At 46.6% G+C, this 26,372-nt stretch carries 17 protein-coding genes and 2 pseudogenes; 16 read left to right on the top strand and 3 right to left on the bottom strand.

The window, feature by feature from the left end; translation table 11 throughout:
* The first annotated feature begins 8 nt into the window (after window positions 1-8).
* The 5 genes from DWZ38_RS14935 (at window position 9) to DWZ38_RS14915 (ending at window position 6,103) form a co-directional block, all read left to right on the top strand.
* Window positions 9-1,358 carry a hypothetical protein gene (locus DWZ38_RS14935; protein WP_117853875.1) on the top strand — a complete coding sequence of 450 codons (1,350 nt, stop codon included), beginning with the start codon at window positions 9-11 and terminating at the stop codon, window positions 1,356-1,358.
* 226 nt (window positions 1,359-1,584) lie between these two features.
* On the top strand, window positions 1,585-2,565 hold the full coding sequence (locus DWZ38_RS14930) for a sugar ABC transporter permease (RefSeq protein WP_117853873.1): 981 nt from the start codon (window positions 1,585-1,587) through the stop codon (window positions 2,563-2,565).
* Entirely contained in the window at window positions 2,562-3,428 is an 867-nt protein-coding gene (locus DWZ38_RS14925) for a carbohydrate ABC transporter permease (RefSeq protein WP_021925845.1), read from the top strand. Before DWZ38_RS14930 ends, DWZ38_RS14925 begins: the two co-directional genes overlap by 4 nt.
* A gap of 254 nt (window positions 3,429-3,682) precedes the next feature.
* Window positions 3,683-4,321: a TRIC cation channel family protein gene (locus DWZ38_RS14920; protein WP_021925844.1), complete on the top strand. Its 639-nt coding sequence runs from the start codon at window positions 3,683-3,685 to the stop codon at window positions 4,319-4,321.
* 27 nt (window positions 4,322-4,348) lie between these two features.
* Window positions 4,349-6,103: an ABC-F family ATP-binding cassette domain-containing protein gene (locus tag DWZ38_RS14915; protein WP_117853871.1), complete on the top strand. Its 1,755-nt coding sequence runs from the start codon at window positions 4,349-4,351 to the stop codon at window positions 6,101-6,103.
* Between the two features lie 80 nt (window positions 6,104-6,183).
* Here DWZ38_RS14915 and DWZ38_RS14910 read toward each other — a convergent pair whose 3' ends face one another.
* The gene (locus DWZ38_RS14910) at window positions 6,184-7,914 is read right to left on the bottom strand and encodes an ammonium transporter (RefSeq protein ID WP_117853868.1); all 1,731 of its coding nucleotides are present in this window, start codon (window positions 7,912-7,914) and stop codon (window positions 6,184-6,186) included.
* A 432-nt stretch (window positions 7,915-8,346) separates the two neighbouring features.
* Complete coding sequence (locus tag DWZ38_RS14905) at window positions 8,347-10,446, bottom strand: glutamine synthetase III (RefSeq protein ID WP_021925841.1); 2,100 nt, start codon at window positions 10,444-10,446, stop codon at window positions 8,347-8,349.
* A gap of 476 nt (window positions 10,447-10,922) precedes the next feature.
* Between DWZ38_RS14905 and purF the strand changes: the two genes are divergently transcribed.
* From purF to DWZ38_RS22290, 8 genes are all read left to right on the top strand, one after another.
* Window positions 10,923-12,347, top strand: a complete 1,425-nt coding sequence (purF, locus tag DWZ38_RS14895) for an amidophosphoribosyltransferase (RefSeq protein ID WP_117853863.1) — start codon at window positions 10,923-10,925, stop codon at window positions 12,345-12,347.
* A gap of 226 nt (window positions 12,348-12,573) precedes the next feature.
* Window positions 12,574-12,801, top strand: a complete 228-nt coding sequence (locus tag DWZ38_RS14890) for an HPr family phosphocarrier protein (protein ID WP_117853985.1) — start codon at window positions 12,574-12,576, stop codon at window positions 12,799-12,801.
* A gap of 262 nt (window positions 12,802-13,063) precedes the next feature.
* A complete protein-coding gene (locus DWZ38_RS14885; RefSeq protein ID WP_021925838.1) occupies window positions 13,064-14,374 on the top strand; it encodes a Na+/H+ antiporter NhaC family protein in 1,311 nt (436 codons plus the stop codon).
* Between the two features lie 181 nt (window positions 14,375-14,555).
* Window positions 14,556-16,187: a CTP synthase gene (locus DWZ38_RS14880; protein WP_117853861.1), complete on the top strand. Its 1,632-nt coding sequence runs from the start codon at window positions 14,556-14,558 to the stop codon at window positions 16,185-16,187.
* A gap of 5 nt (window positions 16,188-16,192) precedes the next feature.
* On the top strand, window positions 16,193-20,749 hold the full coding sequence (gene gltB, locus DWZ38_RS14875; protein ID WP_117853859.1) for a glutamate synthase large subunit: 4,557 nt from the start codon (window positions 16,193-16,195) through the stop codon (window positions 20,747-20,749).
* A gap of 14 nt (window positions 20,750-20,763) precedes the next feature.
* The gene (locus DWZ38_RS14870) at window positions 20,764-22,248 is read left to right on the top strand and encodes a glutamate synthase subunit beta (RefSeq protein ID WP_117853856.1); all 1,485 of its coding nucleotides are present in this window, start codon (window positions 20,764-20,766) and stop codon (window positions 22,246-22,248) included.
* A 48-nt stretch (window positions 22,249-22,296) separates the two neighbouring features.
* The gene (locus tag DWZ38_RS14865) at window positions 22,297-22,605 is read left to right on the top strand and encodes a hypothetical protein (RefSeq protein ID WP_117853854.1); all 309 of its coding nucleotides are present in this window, start codon (window positions 22,297-22,299) and stop codon (window positions 22,603-22,605) included.
* Window positions 22,596-22,745, top strand: a complete 150-nt coding sequence (locus DWZ38_RS22290; protein ID WP_173766262.1) for a hypothetical protein — start codon at window positions 22,596-22,598, stop codon at window positions 22,743-22,745. Before DWZ38_RS14865 ends, DWZ38_RS22290 begins: the two co-directional genes overlap by 10 nt.
* Before the next feature lie 462 nt (window positions 22,746-23,207).
* Here the strand turns inward: DWZ38_RS22290 and DWZ38_RS14860 are convergent, their stop codons facing one another.
* Complete coding sequence (locus DWZ38_RS14860) at window positions 23,208-23,690, bottom strand: PBECR4 domain-containing protein (protein WP_243000289.1); 483 nt, start codon at window positions 23,688-23,690, stop codon at window positions 23,208-23,210.
* Between the two features lie 346 nt (window positions 23,691-24,036).
* Between DWZ38_RS14860 and DWZ38_RS14855 the strand changes: the two genes are divergently transcribed.
* The 3 genes and pseudogenes from DWZ38_RS14855 to DWZ38_RS14845 all read left to right on the top strand — a co-directional run.
* Entirely contained in the window at window positions 24,037-24,522 is a 486-nt protein-coding gene (locus DWZ38_RS14855) for a phage terminase small subunit P27 family (protein WP_117853982.1), read from the top strand.
* Window positions 24,523-24,556: 34 nt separating this feature from the next.
* Window positions 24,557-25,423: pseudogene (locus tag DWZ38_RS14850) on the top strand (terminase large subunit); the annotation flags it as partial.
* 55 nt (window positions 25,424-25,478) lie between these two features.
* Window positions 25,479-25,937: pseudogene (locus tag DWZ38_RS14845) on the top strand (major tail protein); the annotation flags it as partial.
* Window positions 25,938-26,372 lie beyond the last annotated feature (435 nt).

Genomic DNA, 26,372 nt, shown 5'->3' with positions numbered 1-26,372 from the left:
GAAGTAACATGAAGAAAAAAATGGTGAGCGTATTATTAACAGCTTCTATGCTGGCAGGAATGACAATGTTTGCAGTTCCGGTTACGGCAGAAGATGCAGCGCCGGAGAACGAAGTTACCGGAGACGCTTCCGCAGATGATTCCTTTGTTGTATGGGGCTGGAATGACGATATCAAGAAGATTCTTGACGGACCATTTAAAGAAGCCTATCCAGATGATTACGAAAGAATCGTATTCGTAAACACAGGCGGATCTGATTACTATCAGGGCAAGCTGGATCCTGTACTGGATGATCCTTCCAATGAATTATATCCGGATATGATGGGCCTGGAAGTTGACTACGTTCAGAAATATGTCAACAGCGACTGGGTTCAGAATGTAGCAGACCTTGGCATTACCGCTGACGATTATGCAAACAGCTATCAGTACAACCTGGATCTTGGCTCTGATATGGACGGCAATGTAAGAGCACTGTTCTGGCAGGCAACTCCTGGATGCTATGCGATCCGTGCAGATCTGGCTGAGAAATATCTTGGAACAACCGATCCTGCAGAGCTTGCTGAGAAGTTCAAAGACCTGGATACCATCGTTGAGACCGCAAGAGAAGTAAACGAGGCTTCCGGCGGCAAGTGCAAACTGTTTTCCGGTTATGATGAGATCAAACGAAGCCTGACCGGTTCCAGAACCCAGGGCTTCTATGATGAGAACGATAAGATCACAATTGATGACAATATTAAGACCTACATGGAAACAGCCAAGACTCTTTATGACGAAGACCTTACCTTCAATACCGATCAGTGGAGCGCTGACTGGAGTGCAAATATGAGCGGTGACGGCGAAGAATCCAATGCAGCAGTTGCTTACATGGGATGCCCGTGGTTCGTATACTGGTGTCTGACCGATTCATGGAAAGACAACACCATCCTTGTTCCTACCCAGACAAAATGCTACTGGGGCGGCACAGGCCTTGCAGCTACAACAGATTGTGCAGATACCGAGCTTGCAGCGAAGATTATGAAATTCTTTACCTGCGATGAGGACGGCATGGTTGCAATCAACACTCTGAACTCTGACTATGTAAACAATACAGAAGCAGTCAGCAAGATCATCGACGCTGGCACATCCGCAGACGGCAATGGATATCTGTATCCGGATGCTGGACAGAACTTCATGGAGTTCTTCCTTCCATTAGCAGATGGACTTGACGCTTCCATGGTAACAGCAGAAGATCAGCAGATTCTTTCCCTTATGGATACCCAGACCAAGGCTTACGCAACAGGAGAGAAAGACCTTGACACTGCAATCGCAGATCTGACCGCTTCTATCCACGATACATTCTCTTACCTGAGCGCAGAATAAATCAAACGTAAGGGCTTGTAAAAGTAAAAAATAAGTAGTAGTGAGTGTGCTGCTTCTTCCCAAAAAGAAGGAGCAGCACATTCTTCTATCTGTATGAGTTGCCGGTGGCTGCTTTGGTTTCAGAAGCAGAATGACTGCCAGTGACAGGGAAGCCAAAAAGTGGGTTCCCCTTAGTGTCAGGCGTTCTGCCCTGCCAGGGCGCATCAGGTTCAGACAGGAGGCTGTTATGAATAAGAAAAAGAAGAAAAAAATCAGTTATGGAAGGTATGGCTACTTTTTTATCGCACCGTTTTTTATTACCTATCTGGTTTTCCAGTTATGGCCGCTGATCAATACATTTTATTACAGCACGCTGACGTATTACAAGCGGAATGGACGTGAGTTCGTGGACTTTGCGGGAATCAAGAATTTTCTCAATATCCTTGGCATGACAGCTGGTGAGAGAGGGTACGTGCTCAGTTATCTGAAAAATACCCTGATCATGTGGGGCTTTAACTTTGTTCCACAGATCCTGGTTTCCCTTCTTCTGGCTGTGTGGCTTACCGATGAGAAGGTGAAGGTAAAGGGAACGGGAGCCATGAAGGTCATTGTGTATCTTCCAAGCGTTATCACCGCAGCATCTGTTTCCGTACTGTTTAAATCCCTGTTTTCCCAGTATGGACCCATTACCCAGACCTTGAAAGACTGGGGAATCCTCAGCAGCAATTTCGATTTCATGTCCAGTGTAGCTGGAAGCCGCGGGCTGATTTCCGGCATTTTGTGGTGGATGTGGTTTGGAAATACCACATTGCTTTTGATTTCTGGTGTTCTTGGCATTGACCCGGGACTTTTCGAGGCGGCAGATATTGACGGGGCAACAGGATGGAAAAAGTTCCGCTACATTACCCTGCCTCTTTTGAAGCCGATCATGCTGTATACTCTGGTGACTTCCGCGATTGGCGGTCTGCAGATGTATGATATTCCGGCGCTGTTCAATGTTCCGGAGACCGGACTTGTGGGTCTGCCGGATGACAAGACCACTACTATGGCCATGTATATTATGCGTCTGTATAACAGCGATGTTGGAAAGGCAGCAGCCGTTTCCGTTGTACTGTTTGTGATCACGTTGATTGTCAGCCTGATTCTGTTTGCCACTATGGGAGACAGTGAAGACAGGCGGATGAAGAGAGAGCAGCGGCAGCGCAGAAAGGCAGGTGGAAGATTATGAGTAAAGCAAAGGACAGCTACAGCAAAAGTCTGCTGCATCAGAGAATCTTTCGTATGGTGATCTGCATTTTCTTCTGTCTGATCGCACTTTTGCCCTTTGTACTTCTGGTGATGAATGCTACAAGGGATTCGGAATCCATTAAGGCGGGTGTTTCCCTGATTCCGTCCACCCATCTGATCGAGAACTGGAAAAACCTGATGATCAAGCAGAATGGTATGCAGATTACCCTGCAGAAGGCGATTTTGAACTCTGCAACCATTACCATTCCGGGTACTTTCCTGGCGGTTTATTTTTCCGCGCTGACGGCGTATGGCATTCATGTTTATGATTTTAAGTTTAAGAAATTTGCATGGGCGTTTATTATGGCGGTTATGATGGTGCCAAGCCAGATTTCCATTATCGGTTTTTACCGGTTTATGCTGGATCTGAAGCTGATCGATACCTACATTCCGCTGATCATTCCCACCATTGCGGCGCCTACGGTTGTGTTCTTTATGAAGCAGTATATGGAGAGCACATTGTCCCTGGAAATGATCGAGGCGGCGAGAATTGACGGCTCCAAGGAGTGGCATACTTTTAACCGGATCATTCTGCCGATTATGAAGCCGGCGGTTGCTACACAGGCGATCTTCCAGTTTATTGCACAGTGGAACAACCTGTTTACACCGACCATCCTGTTAACTACAGATTCCAAGAAGACGCTTCCGATGTTCGTGCAGCTGTTAAGCTCTAACCAGTTCCGTACGGATTACGGTGTGGTTTATGTGGGACTTTTTGTTACCATTATCCCGCTGGTTGTGGTTTACCTGGTGCTTTCCAAGTATATTGTGGCTGGTGTGGCACTTGGAGGCGTGAAGGGATGATGGAAAAATTTACCGGGATTCGGGCAAGCTTTACAAGTGAAGAGAAGAAATGAAAGTTATGGCCGGGAGAGCGATCTTCCGGTCATTTTTTAACAAGAAAATTTAGCCAATCTGAAATTTGTTGTGGTTTCGTGAATTTTCCAGGTGGCAAATGGGGAGTTTTATGGTACAATAGGGGACAGTGAGCCAGCGCATAGACGAAGAGGAAAAGAGGGAAGAAAGCGCTGGTAAAAAAATGGAAGAGGTATTATTTTATGGGGTATCAGGAAACAATTACATTTATTCTGGAAATGATCGGCACTGTTGCCTTTGCCGCGTCAGGGGCGTTGGTGGGATCAGAGCAGAAGATGGACATTTTCGGGGTGACGGTGCTGGGAGTGATTACCGCTGTTGGCGGAGGAATGATCCGTGACGTAACCCTTGGAATCATCCCGCCAGGTGTGTTCCAGAAGCCGGTCTATGCGGCTGTGGCAGTGCTCACATCTGTGCTGGTGTTTTTCCTTCTTTATTTCAAGAGGGAGCTGCTGGAGGGGAATGTAACCTATGACAAGGTGATGCTGGTGATGGACTCTGTGGGACTTGGTATTTTTACCGTAGTGGGCGTCAACACCGGAATCCGTCAGGGCTTTGCAGACAACACCTTCCTTCTGGTGTTTGTGGGAACCATCACCGGCGTAGGCGGCGGCCTGCTCCGCGACATGATGGCAGAAGTCCCACCCTACATTTTCGTGAAGCATATTTATGCCTGCGCCTCCATCGTGGGAGCCATCGTGTGCGTCTACACCTACCGCCTTTTCGGCGTAGTCGCCTCCCTGATCTTCGGCTCTGCCGCCGTAATCCTCATGCGCTACCTGGCCGCCCACTACAGATGGAATTTACCGAAGCTGAAATAACTGTCAACTGAACAAAAAGGAGTTTTTATGATACGAGCAGAGAATTTATCCTACTCTTTTCCGCATAAAGAGTTATATAACAAGATATCCTTCACCCTGGAGGATGATGTGCATTGTGCGTTTATTGGGACCAACGGGACTGGGAAAAGTACGCTGGTGAATATGATCCTTCACCCGGAAGATTACTTATATGATGGCAAGCTGATCATCGATGTTCCGGGGCAGATCGGGTATGTGAGCCAGTTCTACGCCATAGACGAAGAAAAAGAAGTAACCGTATTCGACTACCTCAGTGAAGAGTTTGTCCGCCTGCAAAATAAGATCAACCAGATCTGTGAGGACATGGGCACTACAGACCGCTTAGAAGAGCTGATGGAAGAGTATCAGACCACCCTGGATGAATTTAACGCCATCGACGGTGATTTCTACGAAAGCAACATTCGTAAGCAGCTGAAGGTTGCAGGACTTGCCGGCTATGAGGATCAGCTTTTATCCAGCCTTTCCGGCGGTGAGTTCAAGCTGGTGCAGGCCATCCGCGAAATGATGATCAGCCCTAAATTCATCATCATGGACGAACCCGACGTGTTCCTGGATTTCCAGCACCTGAACGCCCTTCGGAACCTGATCAATTCCCACAAGGGCACCCTCCTTGTGATCACCCACAATCGCTACCTGCTCAACCACTGCTTCAACAAGATCCTCCATCTGGAAAACACGGAGATCCAGGAATTTGACGGCAATTACGTGGATTACAATTTTGCCCTTCTACAGATGAAGATCGAGCAGCAGGAACTTGCCGCCTCCGACTTAGAAGAAATCGAGCGAAACCGCAGGATCGTGGAACGCCTCAGAAACAGCGCCACAGCCATTGACAGCGCCACCCGCGGAAGAAGCCTTCACGCCAGGGTTTCCCTTCTGGAGCGTTTGGAAGCGCGCAAAACCAAGTCCCCCTTTGTGGACATCAAACAGCCGGACATCCAGCTTCACACCGAAGGTCCGCTGGAAGGCCAGACCGTGCTGCATGCAGAAGACTACAGCGTAGCCTTTGACCGCCAGATTATGGAGCATGTATCCTTCTCCATTCAGGCAGGAGAGAAGGTAGCTATTGTAGGCCCCAATGGCACCGGAAAAACCACTCTTCTTCGTGATATCATCCGTGGGGAAAATCCAGCCATCCATTTAGGCGAGAATGTAAAAACAGCCTATCTTTCCCAGATGCACGGCGAAGTTTTCGATGAGAAAGCCACCGTCCTAAAGAACTTCGAGGATGCAGGCTTTGACACCGACGCCCAGGTCATCGGCTACCTGAAAACCTACGGCTTTGAGGAAGAACTGATCTACAGCCCGGTAGGAAACCTGTCCGGCGGCGAGAAAAATCTCCTCCAGCTTGCGAAGATTTCCAGAACAGATGCCAACCTTCTCCTTCTGGACGAGCCAACCAGCCATCTGGACACCTATTCCCAGCTTGCCCTTGAGGATGCCATAGAGAAATACAATGGAACCGTCCTCATGGTTTCCCACGATTTCTACACCGTAGCCAACTGCATGGATTACGTTCTTTTCACAGAAGACAAAGGCCTTCGCAAGGTTAGCATGCGCAAATTCCGCAAGATGATCTATGCCGACCACTTCGACAAGGATTACCTGGAATACGAGCAGAAGAAAAAAGACCTGGAAAACCGCATTGCCTTTGCCCTCCAGGCCGGCAAGTACGAGGATGCCAAGAAGCTTTGCGATAATCTGGAGCAGCTTCTTTTGGACAACGGTGGAAAAAATAAATAAAGCAGGCTTTTGTCAAACGCAATAAGTCAATAAAAAAGAACCTTCGGATTTTGATTTCCGAAAGTTCTTTTTTTGATGGCTCAGGCTTCTGCGTCAGTATCCTGCAGTGCCAGGTATCCTTCCTCGCCGGTTCTGATCTTGACAACGTTTTCAATGTCATAGACGAAGACTTTTCCATCACCGATCTGACCGGTATGAAGAACTCTCTTGGCTGTCTCGATGACTTTCTGTACCGGAACAAGGCTGACTACGATTTCAATCTTAACCTTTGGAAGAAGGTTCATATCCATCTCAACGCCACGGTAGAAAGCAGGAGCACCTTTCTGTACGCCGCATCCGAGAACGTTTGTGATGGTAATACCGGTAACACCGATTTCATTCATGGCCTGCATAAACTCCTCAAGCTTGTTCTGACGGGTAATGATCACAACCTTTGTCAGTTTGTGAACACCGTCCTTTGGAAGCTCCGGAACGAACTCAGCAGGAGCAGAAGGTCTGGCAACCGTAGTAAATTCTCTGGAAGTTCCCATAGGAGTCGGAACGGAACCAACTGCATCCCGGATTGCGAATCCATCGTAAGCACTTGCAAGACCATGCTCTTTTACATCAAGACCCTGAATCTCTTCTTCAGCAGATACACGAAGTCCCATAGTATGCTTGATTACCTGGAAAATAATGGTCATAGTTACTGCAACCCATGCGATTGTGATCAGCATGCCTGCAAGCTGTACGCCAAAGCCGTGGAAACCGCCGCCAACCAAAAGACCTTTCCATTCTGTACCGGCTCCGTCTGAGAAAAGACCAACTGCAAGTGTACCAAAAGCACCGTTTAAACCATGAACGCCAACTGCACCAACAGGATCATCAACCTTGAGAACCTTGTCAATAAATTCAATACCAAATACAACAACGAAACCAGCTGCAATACCGATGATTGCTGCAGATGTAGGAGATACGGTGTCGCAGCCTGCGGTGATTGCAACAAGACCTGCAAGAGAACCGTTCAGGGACATGGAAACATCTGGCTTTTTGTAGCGGATCCATGTGATCAGCATAACGGTTACAGTGGCAACTGCAGCAGCAAGGTTCGTAGTTACAAAGATTTTACCTGCACTGACAATTGCATCTCTCTCCATGGAAACTGTGGAGGCACCGTTAAAGCCGAACCAGCAGAACCAGAGGATAAATACGCCAAGTGCACCAACTGTCAGGTTATGGCCCGGGATAGCTTTTGATTTTCCATCCTTTGAATATTTACCGATACGAGGTCCAAGGATAACTGCACCGATAAATGCGGCAACACCGCCTACCATATGAACTGCACAGGAACCGGCGAAATCGTGGAAGCCCATCTGGCTGATGAAGCCGCCGCCCCAGATCCAGTGACCGGAGATCGGGTAAACCACAAGGCTGATCATAAGACTGTATACACAGTAAGAAGAGAATTTTGTACGCTCAGCCATGGCACCGGAAACGATAGTAGCAGAGGTTGCACAGAAGACAGTCTGGAAAATCAAAAATGCCCAGAACGGAACACCGTCAGGAAGCATTGTGCTTCCGTAATTTGCCTCGGTGGCAATTCCGCCGATTCTTCCGAAGAAGCCGTTTCCTGCTCCAAACATAATACCGAAACCAACCAGCCAGAATGCCGGAGTACCGATACAGAAGTCCATCAGGTTTTTCATGATAATGTTACCTGCGTTTTTTGCTCTGGTGAAACCGGTTTCCACCATTGCGAAGCCTGCCTGCATGAAGAAGACAAGCGCGGCGCCAACAAGCACCCAGATTGTGTTTACTGCTGAATAATCCATAATAATTTCCTCCCTCATCTTGTACCTGCACCGGATAAGCAGGAGCAGATACATATTTAATATCAAAAAGGCGCAAAAGAGAAAACATTTGTTTTACTTTCGCGCCTTTACGATCCTTTTATATTTTTTTGTATGTATGTAAAACAGGGGATATCTGTATCGTGTGATTAATGGATGAGGAAATCGATAATGAATTATGAAGTAGAGTTTCATAATAGATATCCCCTGGTTCTACCCTAGAAAGTCCCGGATAGCAGCTGTGAATGAGCCATGCTTGCATGAGCGAGTTCACAGATATTAGACGGGCAAGAAGGTATGAGTAAGAAGGGCGATAGCCCGGATTACGAATACCTTCGACAGCTGTGGGAGCGCTGTAAGCGCGGAACAGCTGACTTTCGTTCATGAAGATGTCGCTGTAAAGCGACATTTCCATTAGATATAGAATAACAGTTTTCCATAAGTAGGATATGGAAGCAGATCATCCGGAATAAGAGTCTCAGCCTCATCGGCAGACCTTCTAAGCTCCTCCATATCCTCAAGAACCTCAGTCTGATACAGTTTGGCATTCTCAAGCACATCCTCAGTCGCTTTTGCTTTGGCTGTATCTACTTTCAGTTTCTCAAGTCCCTTTGTCATAGCATCGGAAAGCTCAGACAGCTTGGTAATAAGTGTTGTCTCGCTTTTGCAGGAAATACCAGGAACAACAGAAGCCTTCAGGCTTGCTGTGCTTGCAATTTCCTCCACATAAGACAGAACAGACGGAAGGAGATCCTTCTGCACCATCTCAACCATTGTGTTGGACTCAATGTTGATGGTCTTGGAATAGTTCTCAAGCCAGATATCATAACGGGAATGAATCTCCTCGCTTGTGAAAATGCTGTGCTTGGTAAACAGTTCGATGTTTTTATCGGCAATCCACATAGGCATAGCATCCGGAGTTGATTTCAGGTTGTAAAGGCCACGTTTTGCTGCCTCTTCAATCCACTCATCTGTATAGCCGTTGCCGTTGAAGATGACACGTTTATGCTTTTTGATGGCTCTCTTGATCAGCTCATGAACTGCATGCTCCATATCCTCCGGAGCTACATCTGCAAGCTCCTTTGCAAACTGATCCAGTGCCTCTGCAACTGCAGTATTTAATACGATATTCGGGTTTGCAACAGAAGCTGCGGAACCCAGCATACGGAATTCGAATTTGTTTCCGGTAAATGCAAATGGTGAAGTACGGTTACGGTCTGTGTTGTCTTTTACGAAATGAGGCAGAACCGTTGCACCGATATCCATCTGAACAGCACCGTGGGAAGTAAAGTAGGTATCGTTTTCAATGGATTTGAGAACCTCTGTCAGCTCATCTCCAAGGAAAATAGATACAACTGCAGGCGGAGCCTCGTTTGCTCCAAGTCTGTGGTCGTTTCCTGCGCTTGCAACGGAAATACGAAGCAGATCCGCATATTCATCAACCGCTTTGATAACCGCCATCAGAAAAACAAGGAACTGGATATTCTCTGCAGGAGTTTTTCCCGGATCCAGAAGGTTTACGCCGTCATCTGTGATCATGGACCAGTTGTTGTGCTTACCGCTTCCGTTGATTCCCTCAAATGGTTTCTCATGAAGGAGGCAAACAAGATCATGCTTGTCAGCAACCTTTTTCATAACCTCCATGGTCAGCTGATTGTGGTCAACTGCAACATTTGTGGTATCGAATACAGGAGCAAGCTCATGCTGTGCAGGAGCAACCTCGTTGTGTTTTGTTTTTGCCGGAATACCAAGCTTCCACAGCTCAACATCAAGATCATGCATATAAGCTGCAACCTTCGGCTTCAAGGTTCCGAAGTAATGATCCTCCATTTCCTGTCCTTTCGGAGCTGGAGCACCAAGTAAGGTACGTCCGCAGAACACCAGGTCTTTTCTTTCTTTATAAAGCTCCTTTGGAACCAGGAAGTATTCCTGCTCAGGTCCTACAGTTGTGGAAACATGCTTGATTCCTTTATTTCCGAGGATGTGAAGCATATTCACAGCTGCTTTATTTAAGGTATCCATAGAGCGAAGGAGAGGAGTCTTTTTGTCAAGTGCCTCACCGCTGTAAGAGCAGAACGCTGTGGGAATGTAAAGGGTTCCATCCTTAATAAATGCCGGGGAAGTAGGATCCCATGCTGTATAGCCTCTTGCCTCAAAGGTAGCACGAAGACCACCGGACGGGAAGCTGGAAGCATCCGGCTCACCCTTTACAAGCTCTTTACCGGAGAAATCCATGATGACCTGTCCATCACCTGTTGGGGAAATGAAGCTGTCATGTTTCTCAGCAGTCACGTTTGTCATAGGCTGGAACCAGTGTGTATAATGGGTAGCACCATTTTCGATGGCCCATTCTTTCATGGCAACTGCTACAGAGTTTGCAACATCAAGCTCTAAGTGAGTACCATTTTCAATGGTTTTTTTCAGTGCCTTGTACATGTCCTTTGGTAATTTACTGCGCATGATCCTGTCGTTGAAAACAAGACTTCCATAAATTTCGGGAATATTCTGTGTCATAACAGATACGCTCCTTTCACTCTTCATTTTCTTTCTTCATAAGGAAATGTCTGCTGATGCAGACATTATTATAAAAGTGAATTGCTCCGCGCCCTGGCGCTCCCGCAATTCCCACCCGCATTCGCATTCCGACCTGCCGGTCTGCATGCTCATGTGGGTTAGCCCGTCCAATGTCTATGCCGAAATCCAAGCCAGCTTGCATTTCGGCATAGCCGCTGTCCGGGACTTTTATAACAAAAAAGGCGCCTTAGATTTACATTTCTGTAAAATCTAAAGCGCCTTTGCTTTATGTCATGTAGTATACTCAAAAAAACGGACTTGTCAATATATTTTTTGAAAAAAATTCCAAAATATTTTTGCAAAAGCCTGAAAAAAATTCTTGATAAAAATGAAAAAAGCGCACTTGACAAATGAGCTTCTTTAATTATAATTTTTTTTGTTTCTATAACATAAATCAGCACCAAGGAGGAAGACAAATGGCAGAAATTAAAGAAGAATGCGGCGTCTTTGGAATCTACGATCTGGATGGAAATGATGTGACAGCATCTATTTATTATGGTCTTACATCTTTGCAGCATCGTGGACAGGAGGCCTGCGGACTTGCAGTATCCGATACCAAAGGTCCTATTGGAAATGTAAAATTTCACAAGGATCTGGGTCTGGTCAGTGAAGTACTTCGCGAGGAAACTCTTCATAAAATGAGTGGGGACATTGGAATCGGACATGTGCGCTATTCTACAACCGGAGCGTCTGTTGCTGAAAATGCCCAGCCTCTTGTTTTGTCTTATGTAAAAGGCAGTCTGGCACTTGCGCATAATGGCAATCTTGTGAACACCAAGGCTCTGAAATGGGAACTGATTCAGAGCGGAGCAGTTTTTCATACAACAACAGATTCAGAGGTCATCGCATTCCATGTTGCAAGGGAACGTGTGCATACCAGCTGCGTAGAGGATGCTGTACTAAATACAGCCAAAAAGCTTCAGGGTGCATACGGTCTGGTGATCATGAGTCCCCGCAAGCTGATCGGCGTCCGTGACCCCTATGGCCTGAAACCTCTTTGCCTTGGAAAAAGAGATAATGCTTATGTCCTGGCATCTGAAAGCTGTGCCCTGACTTCCGTTGGTGCTGAGTTTATCCGCGACATTTTGCCGGGGGAAATGATTACCATCAGCCATGAGGGGATCAAGTCTGATCTGACACTGGCCAATTTGGTGAAAACCCGCGCCCACTGCGTATTTGAATATATCTATTTTGCAAGACTGGATAGTACTCTTGATAAGGTCAGCGTTTATGATGCCCGTATCCGAGGAGGAAAATCCCTTGCCAAATCTTACCCTGTAGAGGCAGATCTTGTCACCGGAGTACCGGAATCCGGAATTCCTGCCGCAAAGGGATTTTCAGAGGAATCCGGAATACCTTTCGGATTTGCATTCTATAAGAATTCCTATATTGGAAGAACCTTTATCAAGCCTACCCAAAAAGAAAGAGAATCCAGCGTTCATCTGAAGCTAAGTGTTCTGGAAGCAGCAGTAAAAGGCAAACGAATTGTCCTTGTAGATGATTCTATTGTCCGGGGAACCACCATTGCCAACCTGATCCGTATGCTTAAAGAGGCAGGCGCCCTTGAAGTTCATGTAAGAATCAGTTCTCCGCCATTTTTGCACCCCTGCTATTTCGGAACAGATGTGCCAAGCAATGACCAGCTGATTGCGGCACAACACTCCACAGAGGAAATCTGCAAAATGATCGGCGCAGACTCTCTTGGCTATATGGAAATAGAGTATCTGGAGGGCATGGCAGGAGGACTTCCTATTTGCAAGGCATGCTTTGATGGCAATTATCCCATGGAAATTCCCAATGAGAATAATTTACAAAATGATTTTGAAATTCATAAAATTTAAGATGAAAAATGGCTTTTGTAATATTGGTTACAGAATGAACCCAACAATGAAATGGTGAATAATAGCCAAAAAATAATGCGAAAAATTGTGCAACATACATAAAATACTGCTGAAATGTGGAAAAAAACAATGTACAAGAAAGAACTTGACAAAAATCGAAAATGGGTGCATAATCTGCCTCAATCAAGGAAAAAACATTCCTGTAAAACAGAAAGGGTGAATAATGATGTGTCAGAAGCAAATTAAGCTGAATGCGACGGAAGAGGTTCAGGAGTTCGTCAAGGCAGCAGGGAAATGCGATTTTGACATAGATGTATTCTATAACAGAATTATCATTGATGCAAAATCCATTCTGGGAGTTCTGAGTATGGACCTGACACGGGTGCTTACTGTGCAGTGCCATGGAGAGAGCAAGGAATTTAATCGTACATTACAGAAGTTTGCAGTTGCTTAAGTCCGCTTGAATGGCTTTGCAGCAGCTGTCAGACTGGCACCTGCTTGGTGTCCCACTAAAATTGCAAAAAACAGATATTGCCGAATTGACTTGAAATACGAGACAGCATGGAATCGGCGGTGTCTGTTTTTTTTATTTTTCACAGGAAATGCTGAATTATTTATGGTAGAGAACCCAAGTGTATGATAGAATAGCAAGGTGATTATATAACCAGATCAGAGTCTTTTTCAAACATGCTCTGGTATGGTGGAAAGAGGAAAAGATGAGAAAAGAAAAAGGAATTGCCTTGCTTCCAATCGGTGTATTTCTCGTATTATATCTTGGACTTGGCATCTTGTTTGAGTATGTGATGGATATTCCCATGGGATTTTATAATGTACCCATTGTAATCGCATTTCTTGCAGCGATCTTGGTAGCCTGTTTGCAAAACAGAGCATTGAATTTTGACAGGAAGCTGGAGATCATGGCACAGGGTGTGGGAGACAAAAATATTATCACTATGCTTCTGATTTTTCTTACAGCAGGCTCCTTTGTAGGAGTTGTGGGAAGAAGCAGCGCAGAGAGTGTTGCATATTGTATGCTAAGTCTCATACCGGCCAGGTTTTCAGTGGCTGTTTTGTTTGTTGTTGCCTGCTTTGTATCTGTGGCAATGGGGACTTCAGTAGGAACGATTACCCTTCTGATCCCAATCGCAGCAGCAGTTTCCAATGCATCCGGATTTAATCTGGCATTTTGCGTGGCATCTGTTATGGGCGGAGCTATGTTTGGGGATAATCTTTCTTTTATTTCAGACACCACCATTGCTGCCTGTAACGGACAAGGCTGCGAGATGAAGGACAAATTCCGGGAGAACTTCTGGATTGCTTTTCCGGCAGCAATAGCTACATTGGTCCTGATCCTGTTTTTGTCATTCCAGACAAAAATTCAGGGACATGTGAGCCAGCCCTATCATTTGATGCAGATAATACCTTATGTGCTGGTTCTGATCGGAGGAATTGTTGGAATCAATGTGTTTGTAGTATTGCTGACAGGAATTGCATCCGGTGCAGTTATCATGCTGATCGGAGGAAATACCACACCTGTAGAGATTCTGAAAAACATGGGCTCCGGTGTCTCGGGAATGTTCGAGACCTGTATGGTAGCGATCCTGGTGGCTGCTATGTGCGCATTGATTCGTGAATATGGCGGATTTGATGCACTTCTTAGCTGGATACATAAAATTTTCCGTGAGAAAAAAGGCGGTCAGCTTGGAATCGGACTTCTGGTGGGAACTATGGATATTGCAACTGCCAATAATACCGTGGCAATCGTGATGGCAAATCCTATTGCAAAGGAGATGGCAGAGGAATACGGAATTACGCCGAAAAAGACAGCTTCCATTCTGGATACCTTTTCCTGTGTTTTCCAGGGAGTGATTCCCTATGGTGCACAGATGCTGGTTGCAGTCTCGGCAGTAAATGAACTGGGCGGTGAGATTTCTGCATTTCAGATTATGCCGAAGCTGTTTTACCCCATGCTGCTTCTGCTTAGTTCACTGATCACAATTATGAGAAGCTCAGATTGTGAAAAATAACATTGACAAATCCCCAAATATGATATATTATATAGCATATTTTTGAATAAGAATTTGTTTTGACAAAGGCGTCAAAGAGGATAAACAGGTCAAGTGCCCCCTGAAATCCCTCTTTGGTGCCTTTTTGTGTATTCGGGCCATCCATAAGGAAGCCCGGAAATCAGGAGGAGGAAATCGAAAGATGGCAGTAAAATACGTATTTGTCACTGGCGGTGTTGTGTCAGGACTGGGAAAAGGAATCACAGCAGCATCATTAGGAAGGCTTCTAAAAGCCAGAGGCTTCCAGGTAACCATGCAGAAATTTGACCCCTACATCAACATCGACCCCGGAACCATGAACCCCATCCAGCACGGCGAAGTCTTCGTAACCGACGACGGAACCGAGACCGACCTGGATCTTGGTCACTATGAGCGCTTTATTGATGAAAGCCTGGATAAAAATTCCAACGTGACCACCGGAAAAATTTACTGGTCCGTTCTTCAGAAGGAACGCCACGGAGACTTCGGGGGAGGAACCGTACAGGTCATTCCCCACATCACAAATGAGATCAAAGGCCGTTTCTACCGTGCCAAATCCCCGGATGAAGACCGAATTGCCATCATTGAGGTAGGCGGAACAGTAGGAGACATTGAAAGCCAGCCGTTCCTGGAATCCATCAGACAGTTCCAGCATGACGTAGGACACGAAAATGCCATCCTTATTCATGTAACCCTGATTCCATACCTGAAGGCTTCCGGTGAAATGAAAACCAAGCCCACCCAGGCCAGTGTAAAAGAGCTTCAGGGAATGGGAATCCAGCCGGATGTGCTGGTATGCAGAAGCGAATATCCCCTCACCGACGACCTTCGTGCCAAAATCGCCCTGTTCTGCAACGTACCCGTATCCCACGTACTCCAGAACCTGGACGTAGAATATTTATATGAAGCACCACTTGCCATGGAACGTGAAAAACTGGCAGACGTGGTCATGCAGTCCCTTGGACTTGAGAAGCGCAAACCAGACCTTACCGACTGGGAAGAAATGGTAGAAAATCTCCGCCACCCGGACAAAACCGTAAACATTGCAATGGTAGGAAAATACACTCAGCTCCACGATGCCTACTTAAGCGTCGTAGAAGCCCTGAAGCACGGCGGAATCGCATGCAAGGCAAAAGTAGAGATCACCTGGATTGATTCCGAAGAACTCAATGAGAAAAACCTGGACCAGAGACTTTACAGCGTAGACGGAATCCTGGTACCAGGCGGCTTCGGCGGAAGAGGAACCGAAGGCATGATCCTGGCCGCACAGTACGCCCGTGTCCACAAGATCCCATACCTTGGAATCTGCCTGGGAATGCAGATGGCAATCGTAGAATTTGCCCGCCACGTCCTTGGCTATGAAGATGCAAACAGCATCGAGCTTGCCCCGGAAACTACACATCCGGTCATCGCCCTGATGCCAGACCAGGAGAAAGTAGAAGACCTTGGCGGAACCCTCCGTCTTGGCAGTTACCCATGTGTCCTTCAGGACGGCTCTTTATCATTAGAACTCTTTGGAAAGAAAGAAATCCAGGAGCGCCACAGACACCGGTACGAAGTCAACAACGCATACCGCGAGGAGCTTGCAGCCAAAGGCATGACCATTGCCGGAACCTCCCCGGATGGTCATATTGTGGAAATGATCGAGATTCCGGAGAATCCGTTCTTTGTCGGAACCCAGGGACATCCGGAATTTAAGTCAAGACCAAATCATGCACATCCTTTGTTCCGCGGATTTGTTAAGGCAGCAGCTAACCGAAGAAAGCAAAAAGAGGAAACTCTGAATCAACAATAGAAAGGATGAGGAAAATGAGAGAAGTGATAAAGGAAAGGCAGGGACTTTACCGCCAGGAATTTGAGCATGACAACTGCGGTATCGGTGCAGTTGTAAACATCAAAGGTAAAAAATCTCATGATACAGTGGCAAATGCTCTTCGTATTGTAGAGAATCTGGAGCACCGTGCCGGAAAGGATGCCGAAGGCAAAACCGGTGACGGTGTAGGTATCCTTCTTCAGATCTCACACAGATTTTTCAAAAAAGCCTGCAAAAAAGAAGGAATTGAGATCGGTCAGGAAAGGGAATACGGTATTGGCCAGTTCTTTTTCCCGCAGCACGAGATCAAACGTGCCCAGGCGAAAAAAATGTTCGAGATCATCGTGGAAAAGGAAGGTCTGGAATTCCTTGGCTGGAGAGAAGTCCCGGTAGTCCCGGAGGTTCTTGGACATAAGGCAAGAGAGTGCATGCCATGCATCATGCAGGCATTTATCAAAAAGCCAGATGATCTGGAAAAAGGTCTTGCATTTGACCGCAAGCTGTACATTGCCCGCCGGGAGTTCGAGCAGAGCAACGACAATACCTACGTATGTTCCATGAGCAGCCGAACCATCGTCTACAAAGGAATGTTCCTGGTAGGCCAGCTTCGCACATTTTTCTCTGATCTTCAGAGCCCGGATTATGAATCCGCCATTGCCCTTGTGCATTCCCGTTTCAGCACCAACACAAACCCAAGCTGGGAGAGAGCACATCCTAACCGTCTCATTGTTCACAACGGTGAGATCAACACCATCCGCGGAAACGCAGACAAAATGCTGGCAAGAGAGGAAAATATGGAGTCCCCGTACCTGGAGGGCGAAATGCAGAAGATCCTTCCGGTTGTCAACCGAAACGGTTCCGACTCTGCAATGCTTGACAACACCCTGGAATTCCTTACCATGAGCGGCATGGAGCTTCCCCTTGCAGTGATGATCACCATCCCGGAGCCATGGGCAAATAACGATACTATTTCCCAGGAAAAGCGTGACTTCTATCAGTACTATGCAACCATGATGGAGCCATGGGATGGACCGGCATCTATTCTCTTTTCAGATGGAGATGTGATGGGTGCAGTTCTTGACCGAAACGGTCTTCGTCCATCCAGATACTATGTAACCTCAGATGGCTGCATGATCCTTTCCTCTGAGGTAGGCGTTCTGCCGGTACCGGAAGAGAAGATCATTCTCAAAGAGCGTCTTCACCCAGGCAAAATGCTTCTGGTAGATACCCTTCAGGGAAAAATTATTGATGACAACGAATTAAAGGAAATGTACGCAAAGAAACAGCCATACGGCGAATGGCTGGACAGCAATCTGGTACATTTAAAGGATATCAAAATTCCAAACGAAAGAATGGAAGAGTACACCGAGGAGCAGCGCTCCCGCCTGCAGAAAGCCTTCGGCTATACCTACGAGCAGTACCGCACCTCCATCCGCAATATGGCATTAAACGGAGCAGAAAGCATTGGTGCAATGGGCGTGGATACCCCATTAGCTGTATTTTCCAAACAGAACAGACCACTTTTTGACTACTTTAAGCAGCTTTTTGCGCAGGTAACCAACCCGCCTATCGATGCCATCCGTGAGGAAATCGTAACCAGCACCAGCGTTTACGTTGGAAAAGACGGAAACCTTCTGGAGCAGATTCCGGAGAACTGCAAGGTACTGAAGATCAATAACCCGATTCTTACCAATACGGATATGCTCAAGATTAAGGAAATGCATCACGAGGGCTTTAAGGTTGCAGTAGTTTCTACCTTATATTATAAGAGCACAAAGCTGGAGCGTGCCATTGACCGCCTGTTTGTGGAGGTTGATAAAGCCTACAGAGACGGTGCTAACATTCTGGTGCTTTCTGACAGAGGAGTGGACGAAAACCACATGCCAATCCCGTCACTGCTTGCTGTTTCCGCAGTACATCAGCACCTTGTAAAAAACAAAAAGAGCACTTCCCTTGCAATTATTCTGGAATCCGGCGAGCCAAGAGAGGTTCATCACTTCGCAACACTTCTTGGCTATGGCGCAAGTGCAGTGAACCCTTATCTGGCACTTGAGACTATCCATGAGCTTATTGACACACATATGCTGGACAAGGATTACTATGCTGCAGTGGAAGACTACAATCACGCTGTGATCAGCGGCATTGTAAAAATTGCCTCCAAGATGGGTATTTCCACGATTCAGTCTTACCAGGGCTCCCAGATTTTTGAGGCAATCGGTGTATCCCAGGACGTAATTGACAAATACTTCACCGGAACGGTAAGCCGCGTAGGCGGTATTACACTGGAGGATATTGAGGATAATGTAGAAAAGCTTCATTCTGAGGCATTTGATCCTCTTGGACTTACCACAGACCTGACCTTAGACAGCGTAGGTGCTCACAAAATGAGAAGCCAGGGTGAGGAGCACCGTTACAACCCGGCAACCATCCATCTTCTTCAGCAGTCCACAAGAACCGGAAGCTATGAGATGTTCAAGCAGTACACCGATCTTGTCGATAAGGAAAATCACGGCAACCTTCGTGCTTTGATGGACTTTAAATATGCAAAGAACCCGGTGCCGATCGAAGAAGTGGAAAGTGTAGATGAGATAGTAAAGCACTTTAAGACCGGTGCTATGTCCTATGGCTCTATTTCCCAGGAGGCTCATGAAACTCTTGCCATTGCCATGAATCATCTTCACGGAAAATCAAACACAGGAGAAGGCGGTGAAAGTGAGGAAAGACTGGATTCAGCAGGAAGCATGGATGACAGATGCTCAGCCATCAAGCAGGTAGCCAGCGGACGTTTTGGCGTTACCAGCCGCTATCTGGTATCTGCAAAAGAAATCCAGATCAAAATGGCACAGGGAGCAAAGCCAGGTGAAGGCGGACACCTTCCGGCAAAGAAGGTTTACCCGTGGGTTGCAAAAACCCGTCATTCAACTCCTGGTGTCAGCCTGATCTCCCCGCCGCCACATCATGACATTTATTCCATTGAGGATCTGGCAGAGCTGATCTATGACCTGAAAAATGCAAACAAATATGCAGATATTTCCGTAAAACTGGTTTCTGAGGCTGGTGTGGGCACTGTAGCAGCAGGTGTTGCAAAGGCCGGCGCACAGGTTATCCTGATTTCCGGCTATGACGGAGGTACAGGAGCTGCTCCAAGAAGCTCCATCCACAATGCAGGACTTCCCTGGGAGCTTGGACTTGCGGAAACACATCAGACCCTTCTTATGAACGGACTTCGAAACCGTGTCCGCATTGAGACAGACGGCAAGCTGATGAGCGGCCGTGATGTTGCCATTGCCGCACTTCTTGGTGCAGAGGAATTTGGCTTTGCAACCGCTCCCCTTGTAACTATGGGCTGCGTGATGATGAGAGTGTGCAACCTGGATACCTGCCCGGTTGGTGTTGCCACCCAGAACCCGGAGCTTAGAAAACGCTTCAAGGGCAAACCGGAATACGTAGAAAACTTCATGCGCTTTATTGCACAGGAGCTTCGTGAATATATGGCAAAGCTTGGTGTTCGCAGCCTGAAGGAAATGGTAGGACGCACCGATCTTCTTGTTTCAACAGATGCCGTGGACGAGCCACACAAGGGAAAGGTTGATCTTAGTGCCATCCTGAACAATCCATTTGCAGGAGAAGGCAATATGGTAACCTTTGACCCGAAATCACAGTACAACTTCGAGCTGGAAAAAACACTGGATGAAAGGATCCTGCTCAAAAAATGCAGCAGTGCAATCCGAAATGGTGAAAAAACACAGCTCTCTGTGGCTGTTAAAAACACAGACCGTGCATTTGGAACCATCCTTGGTGCTGAGATCACCAGAAACCACAAAAAGGGACTTCCGGAAGACACTGTAGAAATCGACTGCACAGGAGCAGGCGGACAGAGCTTTGGTGCATTTATCCCCAAGGGACTTACCCTGAAGCTTACCGGTGACTGCAATGATTATTTTGGAAAAGGTCTTTCCGGCGGTAAGCTGATTCTGAAAACTCCGGAAAATGCAGGCTACAAAGCAGAAGATAACATTATTGTAGGAAATGTTGCCCTTTATGGAGCCACCAGCGGAACTGCCTTTATCAATGGTATGGCAGGCGAGCGCTTTGCAGTACGTAACTCCGGTGCAAATGCAGTTGTAGAAGGTGTCGGCGAGCATGGCTGTGAGTATATGACAGGCGGCCGTGTGGTTGTTCTTGGAAGAACGGGCAAAAACTTTGCAGCAGGTATGAGCGGCGGTATTGCTTACGTTCTGGATGTGGAGAATGTTCTTTACAGAAATCTGAATAAATCCATGATTTCTATTGAAAAGGTGGATAATAAATATGACGAAAAAGAGCTTCGGGATCTGATTGAAGCTCATGTAGCCGCAACAGGCTCAGCCCTTGGAAAGAAAGTTCTGGATCAGTTCGACGAGTACCTGCCTCACTTCAAAAAGCTCATTCCAAATGAGTACAAGAAGATGATCACCTTAAGCGCAAAGCTTGAGGAAAAGGGTCTGAACAGTGAACAGGCACAGATGGAAGCATTCTACGAAAGCATAGGAGTTAAGCATTAAGGAGGCGAAGGATCGTGGGAAAACCGACTGGATTTTTAGAATATAACAGAGAGGTGGCAAAGGTTCTGCCGCCTAAGGTGCGAATTGCCAATTTCAAGGAGTTCCGTACCCCTTTAAATAAAGAAAAACAGAAGCTTCAGGGAGCACGCTGCATGGCATGCGGCGTTCCCTTCTGCCAGGCAGGAATGATGATCGGAGGCATGGCTTCCGGCTGTCCTCTTCACAACCTGGTACCGGAGACAAACGACCTGGTATTTACCGGAAACTGGAAGCAGGCATTCCTTCGCCTGAACAAAACACACAGCTTCCCGGAATTTACCTCCCGTGTCTGCCCTGCCCTTTGCGAGGCAGCATGTACCTGCAACTTAAACGGAGACCCGGTTTCCACCAAGGAAAACGAGCGAGCCATCATTGAAACTGCCTATGCAGAAGGATGGGTAAAACCACAGCCTCCGGCTGTCCGCACAGGCAAGACCATTGCAGTAGTAGGAAGCGGCCCATCCGGACTTGCAGCCGCACAGCAGCTGAACCGAAGAGGCCACAGCGTCACCGTATTTGAGAGAAGCGACCGCATCGGCGGCCTGCTTCGCTACGGCATCCCCAACATGAAGCTGGAGAAATCTGTCATCGACAGAAGACTGAAGCTGATGGAAGAAGAGGGCGTGAAATTTGTGACCAATACAAATGTAGGCGTTGACATCACGGCAGAAGAGCTTCTGAAAAAATTTGACCGCGTGATTCTTTGCTGCGGAGCCTCCAATCCCCGTGACATCAAGGTACCGGGAAGAGATGCCAAGGGAATCTATTTCGCAGTAGACTTCCTGAAAAAAGTAACCAAAACCTTACTGGACAGCGACTTTACCAAAGCACCTTACGAGGATGCAAAGGGCAAGCATGTGCTGGTGATCGGCGGCGGTGATACCGGAAACGACTGTGTGGGAACCTCCGTCCGTCTGGGTGCCAAATCTGTAACCCAGCTGGAAATGATGCCAATGCCTCCAGTAGAGCGTGCAGCCTCCAACCCGTGGCCGGAGTGGCCGAAGGTTCTGAAAACCGATTACGGCCAGGAGGAGGCTATCGCCGTATTCGGACACGATCCCCGCGTTTACCAGACCACAGTCACCGAGTTTATCAAGGATAAAAACGGAAACGTGTGCCAGGCCAAGATCGTGAAGTTAAAAGGCGAGAAGGATCCGAAATCCGGTCGTATGATGATGGTTCCCGTAGAGGGCACTGAAGAAGTGATCCCGGCTGACCTGGTACTGATCGCAGCCGGATTCCTTGGAAGTCAGAAATACGTCACCGATGCCTTCAAGGTAGCCACAACCCCTCGCACCAACGTGGAGACAAAGCTGGAAGCTTACGAAACCAGCGTTCCGAGAGTTTTCACAGCCGGCGACATGCACAGAGGCCAGTCTCTTGTCGTATGGGCCATCCGCGAAGGAAGAGAAGCTGCTAAGGCAGTGGACGAATCCTTAATGGGTTACTCTTATCTGTAAAAAACATAGATACCAAAAATCTCCAGATGCGCATATCTGGAGATTTTTTTGTCTCAAAAACACAAATCGAAGCAGGAAATCCCCAGGCGGCAGATCCACCCACTGCGTGTTGTCCAGGCACACCGGGATTCCCACAGGCTTCTGGTGCGGGGTGAAAGAACTGCTTATGAGCCGGAGAACCCGGAAACCATTTCCGTAAAAACACGGGAAAAAGAAGAGGCAAAAGACCTGACCCTTTCATATGCAGGGGCAGCAGTCCTTGTGCTTATCCTGGTGATTGGTCTTCTGGCAGCAGGAATCAGAAAAAGGAAAAAGAAAAAGTTTTCCTGTAGCTTTCGGAACCAGATGTGGAAATGACCCTGTATCAGGTAGCAGAAGTGGAAGACGGGGAACTCTATTATACAGAGGCCTTTGCAGACTGCGGGGTAGATCTGGAAGGTCTTTCCCAGGAAGAGGTACAGGACGCAGCTGAGCTCCTTGCAGTCTATGCAGGATAGGCGTTTGCGAAACGCCAAAAGCCGCATAAATACGGCATTTTTTCTTGTTAAAAATAAAATATTTCCTCAAGGTTTATGGTAAAATAGAGTTGTCGAGAAACTATCAACCAATCCACCTAAAGGAGATATACCTACACGGCAATATACTGGCAATGATTTGATGAAGTGCTTGAAACGCTTGATTTTACTGGATTTTTCGGCTGTTTGATAAAGGGGAAAAGTTGAGTTTAGACCATTTGAAATGTGTAAAAAATGAGACAAAAATTATCAAATGGGAAGCCTTGTACATGATATTATTTATGTAGAAAAGTACACATTGGAGATTGCTCATGAGAAAATTTATGAGGATAGAAATCGTCCGGTGATGTGTGGAATTGTATCCATGCGTCACCGGATTTTTTTGTTTTCCGGAAGCGAAATGCGAATATACCGCTATATGTTGCTACTCGGAAAGATCCCGTTTCATATTTCAAAAATGGAGCAACAAAGAAAATCACATTTTAATTCACCTTGCGCATTTGCCTTGATGATAAAGATGAAATTATCAACACTAAAATGGCTGGATATTAAATAATCTGCTTTAATGCCTGTGATGAAAGGATACATGCGTGGCATGTATGAATATAAATTAAATTTGTTATCAAGGGATTCTTTCAAGTGAATTAATGCTTCAAGTCGAGGTTTTATCATCTCTTCGTACTGGGCTGCTTTTTGAACTTTTTCAAATAGTATTTTACCCTCAAGAATTCTATCAGCAATTTTGGCAGAAGAATAATTTGGAAGTGAGATATCTTTCATATACTGGAAGCCAGCTAAATGCGGATAATCTTCCAGAGAAAAGGTAAGATTAATTGGATACAGCTGTTTCTTATAGCCATATGTAAACAAATATCTATATTCAGTTATTTCTTTCCAGGCTTGTGCAGACTGTTGTAATAGATCCATATTATACCTTGTCCTTTGCAAAAAATAAAGGACCCTGCCAATGCAAGGCCCTTAAAAAGCGTTTTCATTCAGTTCCGAAGAACCTATTCGGTTTGAGGTTATCGCATAACCCAAGGTCAGGCTCCACAACCGGCTGCATGCCGACACAGTCAACTGCTTCAACACCACGATAGCTGGTCAACGCCGCTATCCTCTAGCTTCATTGTACCACAAAAATACTCGTAGTCAACAGAAAACGAGTTTTTGAGGAACACTATTTGCTTCATATTTGCTTCGTGTTCTTAATTATTATATGTAGAAATAATGGTTTTGACAATAAAAAATATTGGAACTTGAGAAAGGAGGAATTCCGATGGCGGGAAGAAAGCCAAAGCCTACAGCTGTGAAGAAGCTGGAAGGTAATCCAGGTAAGAGAAAATTGAATACGAAAGAGCCAGTCCCAGCAAAAGGAATGCCTGCCTGTCCTGATTGGTTAATGCCGGAAGCTAAGAAGGAATGGGAACGCTTGGCGAAGTTGATGAATCAGATGGGTGTTCTTACTGAAGTTGATATGGCGGCGTTTGCTGCATATTGTCAGTCATATGCAAGATGGAGGGAAGCTCAGGAGCATATTACTTCTGGCGGCTCGACATTTGAAACTGATAAAGGATATCAGCAGCAGACACCTTGGGTTGGAATTGCAAACACGAATCAGAAGTTGATGTTGCAGGCAGCGTCAGAATTTGGGCTCACGCCATCTTCGCGTAGCAGGATTGTTGCCGGTAATGGTAAAGCGAAAGAAACAGAGGATGAGATGGAGGCATTACTTGGGGATAGTGGTGTGTTTGGATAGACAGTCGGCAAAAATCAAGGAGGTGTGATGGGCGATGGCGCGTGAAACAAGACCAAAAGACTGTCCAAAGCTGAAAAATTATCAGCCGACAAGGTTTATGCTTCCGACTTCTCATTACGATAAGGCAAAGGCAGACAGGGCAGTTGCTTTTATTGAGAATTTATGCCACACAAAAGGCAAATGGGCTGGAAAGAGGTTCTGGCTGCTGCCCTGGCAGGAGCAGTTGATAAGAGATATCTTCGGGATCGTCAAGTCTGATGGTAACAGGCAATTCCGTACAGCTTTTGTAGAAATCTGTAAAAAGGTTGGAAAGAGTGAACTGGCAGCTGCCATCGCTCTTTATTTACTTTATGCAGATAATGAACCGTCTGCGGAGGTTTATGGTGCAGCGGCGGACCGGCAGCAGGCATCCATTGTTTTTGATGTTGCAAGACAGATGGTTGAGATGTCACCGGCACTGATGAAGAGAAGCAAGCTGATGTCAGCTACCAAGCGAATTGTCAATTACGGAAATGCCGGTTTTTATCAGGTGCTTTCAGCAGAGGTTGGAAGCAAGCATGGTTTTTCGATTTCGGGACTTGTGTTCGATGAAATTCATACACAGCCGAATCGTCAGTTATATGACGTACTCACAAAATACAGTTCAGATGCCCGGCAGAATCCATTGCACTTTATTATTACGACTGCTGGAAATGACAGGCATTCGATTGCGTTTGAACTGCATACCAAAGCAGTAGATATTCTGGAAGGACGGCGTGTAGATCCAACCTTTTATCCTATGGTATATGGTCTTAAGGATGATGAGGACTGGGAAGATGAAGCAAACTGGTACAAGGTAAATCCTTCCCTTGGATATACGGTGGATATTGAGAGACTTCGTGATGCTTATCGGGAAGCAAAATAGAATCCGGCATATGAGATAACGTTTAAATGGCTTCGTATGAACCTATGCAGCACCGGTGCCGCTTCCGGGATCCGTGTCACTGTCCCTGGATGCCAACGGGGAGCCAGAAAATTTTTATGCGGATGGTATTGCGTATTATGTGATCAACAACAATATGGGCTATGACGGGGATCTGGAGCTTGCACTGATTCCGGAAAGTTTCAGGACGGATGTGCTGAGAGAAAAGCTGGATGCCAAGGGCGTTCTGATTGAAAACTCGGATGCAGAACTGGCACTGTTTGCCCTGCTTTTTGAGTTCGACGGGGATGTGCGCCATATCCGCCATGTGATGTATAACTGTTCGGCCTCCCGTCCGAAGATCGAGGGCAAGACCAACGAGGAGAAAAAGGAAGTGCAGACAGAAACACTGACTATCAAGGCTACACCATTGTCGGATGGAAAGGTGAAGGCGAAGACTGGGAATACTACGGATGCAACTGTTTATGCAGACTGGTACAAGTCGGTGTATCTGTCGGCTGCGGATCCGTCTATTCCGGATAATCCGGAGGAATGGCTGGATGAGTTTAATACATTCAGTATTTACCAGGTTCTGCCGAAGCTGATCGAGCTGTGGGGAATGAACATCAGGACGGATGTGGAGGCTAAAAAAAACTTCATGCAACAGACCGTGAAATGACAACTCCCCTGTTTCTTCTCCGGTGTGTGCAGCTGGGAATTTCCATCCGGGATCTGGATCTGCTGACTATCGGGATGGTGAATGATATGTTTGTGGAGAGCAGGAACGATGAGTATAAGGGATGGAGACAGGTTGCCACGCAGGAGGATTTTGACAGGTTCTGATCTGATGAAATGTGGTGACAGGATGATTCAGAAAGGGTATAATGGGTTTATCAAAATCGTTAAGGAAAGAATCGAAGGTGGTGCAAACGAAAAAGCAGTATTGAGA

Source organism: Ruminococcus sp. AF31-8BH (assembly GCF_003460605.1).
In the GTDB taxonomy this organism is placed as follows: Bacteria; Bacillota; Clostridia; order Lachnospirales; family Lachnospiraceae; genus Blautia_A; species Blautia_A acetigignens.
Note: the sequence above shows the minus strand (reverse complement) of the source record. Positions and strands in the feature narration are given on the sequence as shown.